The sequence below is a fragment of the Rheinheimera muenzenbergensis genome (assembly GCF_036984005.1).
GTDB classification, from domain to species: Bacteria; Pseudomonadota; Gammaproteobacteria; order Enterobacterales; family Alteromonadaceae; genus Alishewanella; species Alishewanella muenzenbergensis.
In genome coordinates, this window is the sequence record NZ_JALAAR010000018.1 from 1 (window position 1) to 12,620 (window position 12,620).

Genomic DNA, 12,620 nt, shown 5'->3' on the forward strand with positions numbered 1-12,620 from the left:
AGAAGTGTTAAATCGAGCAAACTTAAGTATCCCGTTAAAAAGAAAAATGCCGGTCAGCTTAACTGACCGGCATTACGGATATTCCGGCTTTTTTATGTCTGCAATTTAGTACATGGTGTTGAAATAATTAAAAAACTAAGCGGATCACACAGTATCCGCTTGCGGTGTTTTACAGCTTAACCTTAATTGCTTGCTTGTTGCTGTAGCGCTTCAACTTTACGTTTTACCTCTCTATCTGCACTGTTTACAGTATCAAGAATAACTCTGGCTTCATCGCTACGCTTGGCTGTTAATAAGGCTTCTGCATAGATCAGTTTAATGTCTGTACTGTCGGGCTTCAGTTTGTAGGCTTTTTCCAGTTGTATTAACGCTTCTTCGGTTTTGTTTGTCCGCAACAGTGCCGCGCCGTAAGTGTCAAGCACATCAGGGTTATCTGGTGCCAGAGCAATAGCCTTTTCGGCGTAGGTGATGGCTTCAGCGTAATTTTTGTTTTGCAGCAACAACCAGGCATAGTTATTCAGCAGTATAAAATTTTCTGCATAGGTGTTTAACAATGTGCTGTAAATTTGCTGCGATTTTTGCGGATCTGATGACACCAGCATATTGGCATAGTAAGACATCAGCATTTCCGTCGGCTCGGTTTTAGCGATATGTTGCTCTATAAATTCAATACCTTTACGTAGCGAATATTCTTTAGCATATAAATCAGCAATAAGGGTAGCGGTGGAGTTTACTGGCTCCTTATCATAGCTGCCAAGCAAAGCCTCCAGTGCCGGTGCTGGTTTTTCTAATAGCAATAACAAACGACCTTTAAGCGCCAAAGTCAGGGCAGTGTCAGAGACGCTGGCTGGCAGGCTATTGATCTCGGCTAATGCTGCGTCATATTGCTTTAGCATTTCCAGTGCGGCCGCTGTCAGTAGTGTTAGCTGAACATGGCCGGCGTGATTATTCTTCAACAGGTTTAACGTGCGTAACGCGTCCTGCGGTAGTTGTTGCCGCAGCAGTAAATTGGCATAGGTTAACCCTGGCTGGGCAATATTGGGTTGCTGTTCAAACCAGCTCTGGCTAATACGCAGCGCATCTTTAGGTTTATTTTGTTTTAGTGCTAAGTCAATCAGCATAACCCAATGTGAAGCCTGCCGGTCACTTAACAGGGGAGGCTGCTGCTCTAATAACTTACTGGCTTCAGTAAACTGAGATTCAGTTAACAACATTCTGGCCAGTGTAAGCCTCAACACATAATTGCCGGGATTGGCCTGCTCAGCCTTTTTTGTTGATGCCAGCACTGCTGCTGTGTTGTTGTCTTCCTTTGCCAGCATATAGGCCAGACGTATAGCAGGGATATAGTCGGGGGCTTTTTGCAAGATGGTGCCGGTAAGTTTGGCAGCCAATTGCTTATTGTTTTGCTGTTTAGCAATCGCAGCCTGCAGCATTAACGTCAGCGGGTTGTCGGCTTCAGATTCGGCCGCTTTACTTAACCATTGCTCGGCATCCGCAATATTTTTTTGCAGTAAACTGCTATAGGCTTTAACGTTATAGCCCAAATTAGCGGTTTCCGGATTCGCAAGCCAGGTGTCGGCAAGTTGCTCTGCCTGGTCAAACTGATTGTTTTTCAGGTAACTGGCAACCAGCACCAATCTGGTTTGATGCATGTCAGGTGCAAGCAATAACGCTTGCTCCAGGTCACGGATAGCGGCTAGTTCTTCGCCGGGGATCGACATTTTAAGTTGTCCTACCGCACTCAGGCTTTGTGCGGCATCTGACATGCTGCTTTCGTACTTGGCAATCAGTTCGCGTGCAGCAGCATTGTTACCTTGTTTCACTAAATTAAGCGCGGTGCCCGCTACCAGACGAATATCTTCGTCACTCATTTGCATGTCTAACAGTTCTTGCTGCGCAGTGTCAGTTTTGTTTTCTTTAAGCTGCAGGGCAATGTATATGCGCTGCAGTTGAGGAAAGCCATGCAGATGTTGCTCAATACTTGTTAAATGATGCAGCGCCTGACTTTCTAGGCCTAATTTGATCGAGGTAACGGCAGCCAGAATTCTGGCCTGTGTAGTTCTGTAGCCTTTATTCAGGGCTTTTTCTACATATTCTTTAGCAGCGGTGTAATCTTCTTCATGCATTGCCGTAACTGCAGCAAGGTAGTTTGCCAGCGGTTGATCAGGAGAAGCAGCGAAGATGGTTTTTAACTGGCTTTTAGCTTCATTGTATTTTTCCAGTTTAACCGCCAGTTGTGCAGCTTGTAGCCGGGCTTTGAATTGCCTGGGTTGCAACTTAATATAGTTGTTTAGCTCGGTATAGGCTTTTTCGTCTTCGGTCAGGGCTATTAGCAAATTAGCTTTGAGATAAAGCGCTTCCTGCTGATGTGGGTAGTCTTGCGTGACTGATTCTAACAGGTCTAAAGCTTCCTGGTATTTACTCTGTGGGATCAGCAAGTTCGCCTGCGCATAGGCGGCAACGCCGGTTTTTTCGCTATCTGCGACGCTTGAAAACAGGTTTAATGCATCGTCGACAGAGCCAAGCTCCAGCTCTGCCATAGCTTTGTATAAGGTGACGTAATCTGCTATCTCTGCCGGTATGGCGGGGGTGTCGGCAAACAGTGCTAAAACTGCGGCATAGTCGGTAGCCAGATAAGTCGCGCGGATCAGTGGTAAACCGACATCAGTCAAGGCTTTGCCGCCGGCAAGGGCGCGTTGCAGTTCTTTTTCGGCAGAATGTACATCACCAATTTGTAAATACAAAGTGCCCAGAGTAAAGCGATATTCACTATTTTCCGGGGTTTGCTGAATTGCTGACTTTAACTCGATAACGGCAGCATCATACTGTTGCTGATTAATATAATTTAGTGCGTCAGTATAATGTTCTGCGGCATCTTTAGTGCCGCAGCCAGAAAGTAAAGCCAGTGACAAAGCACTGGCTAAAAGGGTTTTTTTGTTCATGTTATACGCTCCCTGTAATGGAAATATAAGCTTGGTTTCTTAGCCGAAGATGCCTCTGGTATCTATAACTACCTTGGTCGCAACATCAGCCGGGTGCAAGGTTTTAAACTGCTTATGATCAACCAGCACCACTAACACATTGGCGCGCTCTAACGCCTGCGGCAGCGGTGTTAACTTGTCGGCATGTGCCGCATATTTGGCTGGCAGTTGCTTGATATTCGGCTCTACCAGCAATATTTCACCAACATTATCGCGTATCAGCGACATGGCAATATCCAGCGCCGGGCTTTCCCGTAAATCGTCAATATCGGCTTTAAATGCCAACCCTAAACAAGCAATAACCGGCTTTTTAAACTGATCCGCCGCTTGTTTAATTTTGTCTGCCACATAGTGTGGTTTACTATCGTTAATTTCGCGAGCTTTACGGATGATTTGCGCCTGCTCGGGCGCCGAGTCAACAATAAACCAGGGGTCAACGGCTATGCAGTGGCCACCGACACCGGGGCCAGGTAATAAGATATTGACCCTGGGATGGCGATTGGCCAGTTTAATCAGTTCCCAGACATTGATCTTAAGATGGTCACAAATCATTGATAACTCATTGGCAAAAGCGATATTGACATCGCGAAATGAGTTTTCGGTCAGTTTGGCCATCTCTGCGGTGCGGGCATTGGTTAGCAGACATTCGCCGCGGACAAATAAATGATATAAATCAACGGCCCGGGCCGCACAGCGCTCGGTAATGCCGCCAATAATGCGGTCATTGCTGACCAGCTCTTGTAATACCCGTCCCGGTAATACCCGCTCCGGGCAGTGGGCTATAAACACATCGGCTTTATCAGGATCCTGATGCGGCATGATTAAATCGGGGCGTAGCTCGGCCAGCCAGGCAGAAATTTGATCGGTAGTGCCAACCGGAGAGGTGGACTCCAGCACGATTAAATTACCTTTGCTGATAACCGGCGCAATGTTTTCGACTGCGGCGCGGATATAACTTAAGTCCGGGCTTTTATTGTCTTTAAACGGTGTGGGTACGGCAATCATAAAGGCTTCTGCCGGTTCTGGCGTTAATGAAGCTTTAAGTTTTCCGGTAGTTACGGCGGCCTGTACCAGCATATCTAAATCAGGTTCAACGATATGAATTTTACCCTGATTAATGGTATTAACCGCGTGCTCGGATACATCTACACCCAGTACGTCAACGCCACGCGAGGCAATAACTGCAGCTGTGGGTAAACCTATATAACCTAAACCGATAACTGAAACCCGTGAGAATGTATGCATACTGTTTCCTATAGCGCTATTGCCGTACTAATTTGTGGTTCCACCAGGATGATGGCGAATCAGGCCGCTTGCTTTTGCTCGATAAACTTACGTAACTGACCAAAGCTTTCAAACACCTCGGCAGAGATTTCATCGTCGTTTACCACTATGCCCAATTGGTCTTCCAGTTCGGTAATCACCGCAATAACAGCCATAGAATCAAACTCAGCTATAGCGCCAAGTAATAAGGTGTCGTCGTTGAATTGTTTATCTATCTGTAAAACGCTGCGAAGTATATCTGCGAGTAACTGCTGGTGAGACATGTTGCATTCCTTAAATAACGAACCAAATTCCCTGCTTTACATCCACGACATGCCACTTCGGTAAAAAGCGGCAAATTACAGTCGGTTTTTTTGCAAAACTGTTTTATTATTGCACACAAAGGGAATAAAAGCGCAAGGTCTGAAGGATGTTATGACCAAAAATATTCATGAACTTATCAGCCAGTCAGCACAGCAGTACGCTTCACGTCCGGCGTTGTACTTTAAGCAGCAGACATTAACTTATACTGAATTGTATCAGGGCGTTATTGCCGCTGCGATACAGCTGCAGCAAGCTGGGATCGGCCGTTTCGAACGCGTTGCGGTATATTTGCCAAAACAATTTGAAACCGTGTTTGGTTTGTTTGCCGCATCTTGTGCCGGCGCTGTGTTTGTACCAGTCAATCCGGCTTTAAAGGCCGCCCAGGTGTCGCACATTTTGCGCGACTGTAATGTACGTTTGCTGATAACCAGCAGCGAACGGCTGGCGGCATTGCAGCATGAGTTACAGCAGTGCCCCGATTTACACACAGTATTGTTAACCGATACGGCTGCTTGCGACACTGCGGCCACGGGTCATTTGCAAATCAAACCATTTTACAGCCAGACTAACGCTGAATTGCGCCAGTATCCGCATGCAACAGATGCCGATATGGCGGCGATACTGTATACCTCTGGCAGCACCGGCAAACCCAAAGGTGTGGTGTTATCGCACCGTAATATGTTAGTCGGGGCGCAAAGTGTTTCCAGTTATCTGGCCAACAGCTGTGATGACGTATTGCTGGCGTTACTACCGCTGAGTTTTGACTATGGCTTAAGCCAGTTAACCACGGCCTTTTTAACCGGCGCCAGTGTGGTACTGCTGGACTTTTTTCTTGTGCAGGACGTGGTGCGCACCGTAGCGCAACATGGCGTTACCGGCATTGCCGCTGTGCCGCCGTTGTGGGCCCAATTGGCCAAAGCCAACTGGACGGATGGCACTGCAGATAGCGTACGCTATCTGACCAACTCCGGCGGGGCTATGCCACAGCCTTTGCTGCAGCAACTGCAACAGATTTTCCACAACGCCGAACCTTATCTGATGTACGGTTTAACTGAGGCATTTCGTTCGACCTATTTACCGCCGGCTGATCTACAGCAGCGGCCGGGCTCTATGGGCAAGGCTATTCCGAATGCCGAAATTGTCGTAGTACGTGAAGATGGCAGTCTGTGCGGGCCAAATGAGCCTGGCGAGCTGGTACATCGCGGTCCGCTGGTCAGTTTGGGTTACTGGAATGCGCCGGAAAAAACCGCAGAGCGTTTTAAACCAGACCCGGTTGCACCTAAAGGCATACAATTGCCACAGCTTGCGGTGTTTTCCGGTGATACCGTGCGCTACGATGAAGAAGGTTACCTGTACTTTATTGGCCGGCGCGATGAAATGATTAAAACCTCGGGTTACCGTGTCAGCCCAACCGAAGTAGAAGAAGCGGTGTATGCAGTAAGCCCTGAGCTGGTAGATGTCGCGGCGATTGGCGTACCACATCCGGAGCTGGAGCAGGCCATAGTGGTACTACTGGCTTGTAAAGCTGGAGCAGAGCCTGATTTGGCCGCCTGGCAGTTGCAATTAAAGCGTAGTTTGCCAAATTTTATGCAACCCAAAGTGTTATTGCTGCAGCAGACATTACCTAAAAATGCTAACGGTAAAATTGACCGTAAGTTATTGTCCGAGCAATACCGTGATTATTTTCAAGTGAGTGGCAGATGAGCAGTGTTGAAAGTGTAAAAGTTGTACACGAGCGGATGGATCAGTTTGAGCAATGCGATAACCAGTTAATGCTTGGCGGTTACCGGCTGGAACAAATTGGCGCTATGCTGGGCAAATCTGTGTTTTATGCCTATGACCGCAGCGTGATCACTAAGCAGGTGCAACGCTTTCGCGCAGTTATTCCCGCGGGTATAAAACTGCATTATGCCATTAAAGCTAACCCTTACTGGCCGGTAGTTCAGCATTTGCGTAGCCAGGTTGATGGCTTTGATGTGGCATCGCAAAAAGAAATGCTGCTGGCATTGCAAGCCGGTATGCCGGTCACTGATATCAGCTTTGCCGGTCCCGGCAAAACCGATGCTGAACTGCTTAGCGCCATTACTGCCGGCGTTACGTTAAATGTTGAGTCGGCTGGTGAGCTTAAGCGCATAGTTAAACTTGGCGAAAAAACTAAGCTGACACCTCAGGTGGCACTTAGGATAAACCCGGCGTTTGAGCTAAAAGCCTCCGGCATGAAAATGGCCGGTGGTGCTAAGCCTTTTGGCATAGATGAAGAACAGGCTTTTGAGCTGTTAGCTGATATTGGCGCTATGGCGGTTAAATTGCGTGGTTTTCATATATTTTGCGGCTCACAAAACCTTAAACCCGAGGCGTTAATAGAAGCGCACCAGCATACCTTTGCCCTGGCGGCAAAACTGGTCGCGGCGTGCCCGTACCGGCCCAATTTAATCAACCTGGGCGGCGGTTTTGGTGTGCCTTACTTTGCCGGTGAAAAACGTTTAGAGCTGGCAGCGGTGGGGCAGTCCTTGCGGCAACTGCTAACACAATATGATGCTGAGCTAAAAGATATAGAACTGGTAATCGAATTGGGCCGCTATCTGGTAGCAGAAGCCGGGGTATATGCCTGTCAGGTAGTGGATAAAAAAGTCTCACGCGGTAGCACTTATCTGGTATGTAACGGCGGCTTGCACCATCACCTGGCGAATTCAGGTAATTTTGGCCAGGTGATCCGCAAAAATTATCCGGTGGCAATAGGTAACAGGTTAAGCAGCGACACCACAGAGCAGGTCACGATAGTTGGGCCGCTATGCACGCCGCTGGATATTCTGGCGGATAAAGTCAGTTTACCCGTTGCAGACGTGGGCGATTGGGTAGTGGTGTATCAGTCTGGCGCCTATGGCCCAACAGCCAGCCCGCAAGACTTTCTCGGCCATCCGGCCGTGGCAGAAATATTGCTGTAAGTTAGCCTTAACATTTTTGCCCGCTGTCGCATAACAGCGCGGGTAACAGCGGGTATGCAGCCAGGCCGGCTTTTTGTCTGTTAGCAAAATGAAAGTTGTCGTTGTCGCGGCTATCTGCCCCAACAATCATATTGTTGACGATCTGCGCCGGTGGCGCTGCATCGTGTGCTTTGTAAAGCAGGTTGCTGCCCTGGCGCTCGAGAATAAATACATTGTCGGAAATATTCACCGCATTTTCGCTGTGTTTAATCCCTTCCAGGCCATAACCAATAGCCTGATGGTTCGCCGAAAAGGGGCCTTGCTGTAGCACTGAGCCCTTAATGCTGAGCTTGCCGCCGTTGGATATATCAACCAGACGGCTGTCCTGGGCGCTAAGGCCGGCAAGGATGCTGTTTTCTATTACCGTTACCGCACCGCGGCTTTTAATACCATGCCCCTGATCTTTAGACGCCACAACAATACTATTACTAAAAAACAAATTTGCCTTGTTAAGGTACATGGCATGAGCCTGACCGGCTTTACCCAGTAGTTCAAACCGGCTATTGGTTATGTATATATTACCGGGCTTTGAGGCTGTTTCCAGAATGCCTTCTTCACTCGAGTGAAAATAGACCTTATTCAGCGTTAAACCTAAACCTTCAAGCCTTATACAGGCGCCATTCTTACTGGGAACGCTAATGTAGCGGCATTCGATATTGTGCACTGTCAGATTGTTGCCGGTGGCCAGTATAAAGCCCTTACCATTCACGCTACCTTTTTCAAATACAACATGGCCATAGCCAATAATGGTGATGTCATCTTTGCTTATTTTGAATGCGTTGTCATAAACGCCGCTGCCAATATGCAAAGTATCGCCGTGGTTAAGCGCTGCTACGGCAAGTGGCAAGCTGTCAAAAGGCTGATTGTTTACCCAAACGCCATAGCGTTCAGGGTAGTTTTTATTATCGGCTTGCCACGGGGTGAATACCGCAGCAATATCAGCGTGTATTTGCTCAGTTGATGGTAATAATGCAGGCGCATCTGCCTCAGAGCCGACGACAAAGTTAACTAACTTTTCCTTAACGACGGGTATTAAAGTCCGATCTTTAACAAGTACAACCAGCAATAACAGATGTGCCGCAATGCCGGCTACGATGAAGTAATACAACAGCAGTTTGAGAGTAAGATTTTTCATCGTCTGCCTATTTTGATAGTAATTGTTGAACGAATTGAAATGTTAGCTGCTCTACTTGCTGGCGCCACAACAAAGTAGAAAAAGTATGGTTCGCATCATTAATGTGGCAGTGTTGGGCTGATGACAGTAAGCTGCGCCAGCTATCATCGTGCTGGCAAAGAGAGAGAAATTCCTGAGCAGTTAAATCGTTGCCACTGGTGATCAGAAGCGTTTTGCCCTGATAGCGTTGCCAACCCTGCAGCATCAGTTGGACATAATTTTGTTCATTGGCCTCAGGTGTCGACGCAGTACGGCTGTGTTTTGCTTTGCGTTGCTGCAGGGTTTGCCAAATGTCTTTTAAGCTGTGGCGCAAAGCCACACCACCGCCAAACATCTTTTGCCAGAACTGACGGCTGAATAAGCGTTTTAAATAGTAGTGCTTTAGCATAACCTCAGCGTGGCTATGCTGCTGCCGTACCCAGGGGTTAAGCAACACTACGCCAGCTATGCGCGGGTCGGGTTTATTAAGCTTTATTAAAATCGCACTGGCGGCATCACACAGCCCCCACAGTACCAGGTTTTTCAGCTGCGGGTTGTGCTGCATAAAGGCTGTTATTGCCGTCTCAAGATCATTATCTTGCTGATAAAATGCCGCTTTGCTACCGCTGCTGTCACCCATGCCGCTGGTATCCAGCCGCATTGACGCTATGCCATTGTCGGCAAGATAGCGGCTGAGTTTGACAAACTGCCGATGGCTGCCGACCCGATATTGTGGGCCGCCAACAATGATAAGTACCCCGGTTTGGCTGGGCTGGGTATTCGTTGGCGTGTGTAAAATCGCACTGAGGGAGGCATTGCCACTGGCTAGGCTGATATAACGCTCTGTCATGCTGCACCTGCGGTTAATTGTTGCACCGTTAGTGTGATAAGTGCATCTGCACTGGCCAACTCCACTGTTTGCCAGTAGGGCTCCGCGTTTAGCTGCACAAAATTAACTTTTTGCTGTTGTTCCAGTTGTTGCAGCATTTTTTGTACCGGTATGGCTATGTTGTCCAGCTGTGAGGTCTCAAACCAGCTCAAGCTAAATTGTGGTAGTACGACAGGCAGGTTAAATTGCATTTGCAGCAGGCTGTGATACCAATCCGGGCTTATTGGATAGCCGCCAATTTCCAGGCTGTGTCCGTCGTTAAGCTGCTGTTCCAGTTCTTTTTGGTTTAATTTCACCCCACTTGCCATTGCTTCGGCCACTTTAATGCGGGCAAATTGCTGCCAAAATTTGGTTACATCAAACATTGGTTGCCACAACACCAGCTGTTTTGTTGTCAGCGGCAGTTCATGCTGGTTTAACAGGTCAAACAGCTGCAGGGTGCCGAAGCGCACGGCAATAAAGCTAACCTGCTCAAAACCCTCATCACGCAGCTTGCTAAGCAGTTGCAGCAGATCTTCGCGCCAGATAGTCGTAGTGGCGGTATCTAAATCGCCTTCGCTGTCACCGGTGCCATAATTATCCAGCATAAAACAGCTAAGGCCTGCGGCGGCCAGTTTGCGCATCGTATCGCTTAGCAAATGCCTGACTTTATTCATCTCTTCAGCAAAGGGCGGCAGGATAACAACGGCGGTATTATCGTTCGACCCTTTGGCAACGTGCAGAAACAAAGGGCCCGATTTCATCGGGTAAAATCCGCTTTGCAAAAGTAGGGCTGTGTTCATTCTTATGCCAATAATTTATTTATTAATATTTCCGCGATGAAAGCTTATTCGGGTGTTTTGTTTTATCACATCACGGAGCTTATATCCCAGTGCTACCACTTTACCTTTCAAGCTTCGTTGATTAATTATTTCGACACCGCTGACGCTGGTTTTACAATCCATCCACAGCGATTTAAAGTCATCATTGCCTAGTAAAAAATCAATAGTACGCACACCGTGATGCTGTGATAATTGCTCTATCATCTGTTTCGTTAATACTGTACCGGGTGAAAACGCATCAAACTGTTTGTCTTGTGCAAGCTTATAAATTGATGCCGTTTTACCTTCTAGCAACCAGAGTTGAAATGCGGCCGGAACATCGTTTATGTACAAGATGCCCAGTTGCAACTTGTGTTGGTCAGCAGCCCAATCGATAAGCCAGTTAATAAAATCCTCTGAAGGCTCTTTTACTTTCCAGCTTTGCTGATAAATCTGCCAGTAAATCTGTTTGATTTTATCGCAGACGGTGCTGTGAACTTCCAGCCTGAAATGTTGCTTGGTAAGCGCTTTTAAGCGTCTTTGATAGGTATTTTGTAGCTTTGATGAACGGCCGGCCCAATAGGAGGCGAAATCGGTAAAGCTGCTGCGATAATTCACTGAATAGCTGTATTGAAACAGTGCTACAGGCAAATCCTTTGCTGCATCTGACAGCGTATTGAACTGCTCTGGATACAACGGCGACACTTCCAGACTCAACCACTTATCGTTGTTGCTTATGAGTTGGTTAAGTAACTCTGACCAGGCTTGCGAATGGTTTAACACTGAGGCATCAAAAAAAATATCGCAAAACGGCGTATAAAAATTAGTGATAATTTTAAGCTTCGTCTTGTCTTGCTCCAGCGCGACTGCGATGCACGGCGCAGCGTTGTCGAAGATAAAAAACCAGTAATAGTTTATCGCTGCAGTCTCCTGATGCTGCTTTTTAAATTGGCTAAGAGAACAGAACCACTCATAAGTTGAGTAAATCGAATGCGCGCTATGCTGCTTAAGCCAGGCTTGCAAATGCTCTGGCAGAGCCTCGTTTGCAGGATAAACTTGGGTGGTGTACAAACGCCGTTCACTCATGATTTAAACATAACCCGTTTCAACAGCGATAGGGATGCCTTAAGAAACGGCCGCAGATCTGACAGTGCGAAGTAGGTGAAAGCTGGCTTCTTTCCAAATGGCCGCAAGGTTTTCTGGTCCCAGCACGTTTTAACAAAACTCAGCGGGGCACGCTCACAATCAAACCAAATTGTTGATGTTAAGTTGGTATAGCAGGGAGCTGGCATGCCCAATGCGATTAGAAACTCTTGATATGGCTGATTGTAGCCCGCTGAGATTATTAACTCGACCAGGAATTCGGTTCGGCCTACAGTCGGTTCGATCAGCCAAAAACTACCATCAGGTGCCATTTTAAATTCAACTGCGACAGGTCCCGATAGCTTGTAAGGTGCGATAAATTTCTCCGCCAACATCGCAACGCTTTCATTTGCGTGGATCTCTGCAATAGTTGCCTGGCCTTGTGCCGGCGGGTGCGATGCGACTTTTCGGCCGGTTAAATTTTGCACCACGGTGCCGTTATCCAGTAACATTTCGGCAAAAAACAGCGTATTGTCTCCACCGGCGATGAATTCCTGACCGACGATAGGAAAATCGTGCTGATAAGTTTCAAGTTGCGTTGCTAAATCTTTAACCGTTTGAACGATGATGGTTTTGAATGATGACATCGGCTTAACGGGCTTTAAGATCATCGGAAACTGCATCGTACTCACTACGTCATCAATATTACTCAAGCTGTTGAAAACTACACTCTTTGGGTAATTGACTTGTTGTTCTCTGGCTGCGGACTCTAAAAAATCTTTTTTCTGTAAATTAAGTATGTGTGTTGCGCAGGCAGACCAGCTTAATAAATAATTGGGTAGCAATTTTTCTAACGCCTCACCGACAATTTTAACGTGATTGTCGTTGGTTGGCATAAGCACTACTTTGTCCCACTTTTTTAATTGCTGACGTATCTGCAGCAGGGCAGGAACCAGATCGGTTGCCGAGAAGCTGTCTACTGAAAATAGTTGGCTGACACTATTGGTAATCACTCCAGGAAGGGCGTTGTTTTGCTCTACGGCAAAAACGGTAACGCCTTCTTTGGCCAGGGCCCTTGTAACAGCAAGCCCATGGCTACATAAACCTATCACAAGCACTGCGCTGGTGTTTGACATAATCAAG

Annotated in this window: 10 protein-coding genes; 2 read left to right on the forward strand and 8 right to left on the reverse strand. The window is 47.3% G+C overall.

Annotation, left to right across the window (positions count from 1 at the left end; genetic code table 11):
• Positions 1-182: 182 nt before the first annotated feature.
• From prsT to MN202_RS17160, 3 genes are read right to left on the reverse strand one after another with little or no spacing between them, the layout of a single operon-like run.
• Complete coding sequence (prsT, locus tag MN202_RS17150; RefSeq protein ID WP_335737367.1) at positions 183-2,942, reverse strand: XrtA/PEP-CTERM system TPR-repeat protein PrsT; 2,760 nt, start codon at positions 2,940-2,942, stop codon at positions 183-185.
• Between the two features lie 39 nt (positions 2,943-2,981).
• A complete protein-coding gene (wecC, locus tag MN202_RS17155) occupies positions 2,982-4,226 on the reverse strand; it encodes a UDP-N-acetyl-D-mannosamine dehydrogenase (protein ID WP_335737368.1) in 1,245 nt (414 codons plus the stop codon).
• Positions 4,227-4,285: 59 nt separating this feature from the next.
• On the reverse strand, positions 4,286-4,528 hold the full coding sequence (locus MN202_RS17160) for an acyl carrier protein (protein ID WP_335737369.1): 243 nt from the start codon (positions 4,526-4,528) through the stop codon (positions 4,286-4,288).
• A 151-nt stretch (positions 4,529-4,679) separates the two neighbouring features.
• Here MN202_RS17160 and MN202_RS17165 point away from each other — a divergent pair, with 151 nt between their 5' ends.
• Positions 4,680-6,272: an acyl-CoA ligase (AMP-forming), exosortase A system-associated gene (locus MN202_RS17165; protein ID WP_335737370.1), complete on the forward strand. Its 1,593-nt coding sequence runs from the start codon at positions 4,680-4,682 to the stop codon at positions 6,270-6,272.
• Positions 6,269-7,513: a pyridoxal-dependent decarboxylase, exosortase A system-associated gene (locus MN202_RS17170; RefSeq protein ID WP_335737371.1), complete on the forward strand. Its 1,245-nt coding sequence runs from the start codon at positions 6,269-6,271 to the stop codon at positions 7,511-7,513. Before MN202_RS17165 ends, MN202_RS17170 begins: the two co-directional genes overlap by 4 nt.
• 7 nt (positions 7,514-7,520) lie before the next feature.
• Here MN202_RS17170 and MN202_RS17175 read toward each other — a convergent pair whose 3' ends face one another.
• Genes MN202_RS17175 through MN202_RS17195 form a run of 5 tightly spaced genes read right to left on the reverse strand, consistent with a single transcriptional unit; the run spans position 7,521 to position 12,613 of the window.
• A complete protein-coding gene (locus MN202_RS17175) occupies positions 7,521-8,687 on the reverse strand; it encodes a hypothetical protein (protein ID WP_335737372.1) in 1,167 nt (388 codons plus the stop codon).
• A gap of 7 nt (positions 8,688-8,694) precedes the next feature.
• On the reverse strand, positions 8,695-9,555 hold the full coding sequence (locus MN202_RS17180; protein WP_335737373.1) for a hydrolase 1, exosortase A system-associated: 861 nt from the start codon (positions 9,553-9,555) through the stop codon (positions 8,695-8,697).
• Positions 9,552-10,337 (reverse strand): serine aminopeptidase domain-containing protein, encoded by a 786-nt coding sequence (locus tag MN202_RS17185; protein WP_335737374.1) that lies wholly within the window; start codon positions 10,335-10,337, stop codon positions 9,552-9,554. The genes MN202_RS17180 and MN202_RS17185 overlap by 4 nt, the downstream gene beginning before the upstream one ends.
• Positions 10,338-10,391: 54 nt before the next feature.
• Positions 10,392-11,480 (reverse strand): GNAT family N-acetyltransferase, encoded by a 1,089-nt coding sequence (locus MN202_RS17190; RefSeq protein WP_335737375.1) that lies wholly within the window; start codon positions 11,478-11,480, stop codon positions 10,392-10,394.
• On the reverse strand, positions 11,477-12,613 hold the full coding sequence (locus MN202_RS17195; RefSeq protein ID WP_335737376.1) for a hypothetical protein: 1,137 nt from the start codon (positions 12,611-12,613) through the stop codon (positions 11,477-11,479). The genes MN202_RS17190 and MN202_RS17195 overlap by 4 nt, the downstream gene beginning before the upstream one ends.
• Between the last annotated feature and the right edge of the window lie 7 nt (positions 12,614-12,620).

Excerpts from the sequence above, each read along its gene's own strand:
- prsT (WP_335737367.1), bottom strand. The coding sequence starts at position 2,942 with ATGAACAAAAAAACCCTTTTAGCCAGTGCTTTGTCACTGGCTTTACTT.
- wecC (WP_335737368.1), bottom strand. The coding sequence starts at position 4,226 with ATGCATACATTCTCACGGGTTTCAGTTATCGGTTTAGGTTATATAGGT.
- MN202_RS17160 (WP_335737369.1), bottom strand. The coding sequence starts at position 4,528 with ATGTCTCACCAGCAGTTACTCGCAGATATACTTCGCAGCGTTTTACAG.
- MN202_RS17165 (WP_335737370.1), top strand. The coding sequence starts at position 4,680 with ATGACCAAAAATATTCATGAACTTATCAGCCAGTCAGCACAGCAGTAC.
- MN202_RS17170 (WP_335737371.1), top strand. The coding sequence starts at position 6,269 with ATGAGCAGTGTTGAAAGTGTAAAAGTTGTACACGAGCGGATGGATCAG.
- MN202_RS17175 (WP_335737372.1), bottom strand. The coding sequence starts at position 8,687 with ATGAAAAATCTTACTCTCAAACTGCTGTTGTATTACTTCATCGTAGCC.
- MN202_RS17180 (WP_335737373.1), bottom strand. The coding sequence starts at position 9,555 with ATGACAGAGCGTTATATCAGCCTAGCCAGTGGCAATGCCTCCCTCAGT.
- MN202_RS17185 (WP_335737374.1), bottom strand. The coding sequence starts at position 10,337 with ATGAAATCGGGCCCTTTGTTTCTGCACGTTGCCAAAGGGTCGAACGAT.
- MN202_RS17190 (WP_335737375.1), bottom strand. The coding sequence starts at position 11,480 with ATGAGTGAACGGCGTTTGTACACCACCCAAGTTTATCCTGCAAACGAG.
- MN202_RS17195 (WP_335737376.1), bottom strand. The coding sequence starts at position 12,613 with ATGTCAAACACCAGCGCAGTGCTTGTGATAGGTTTATGTAGCCATGGG.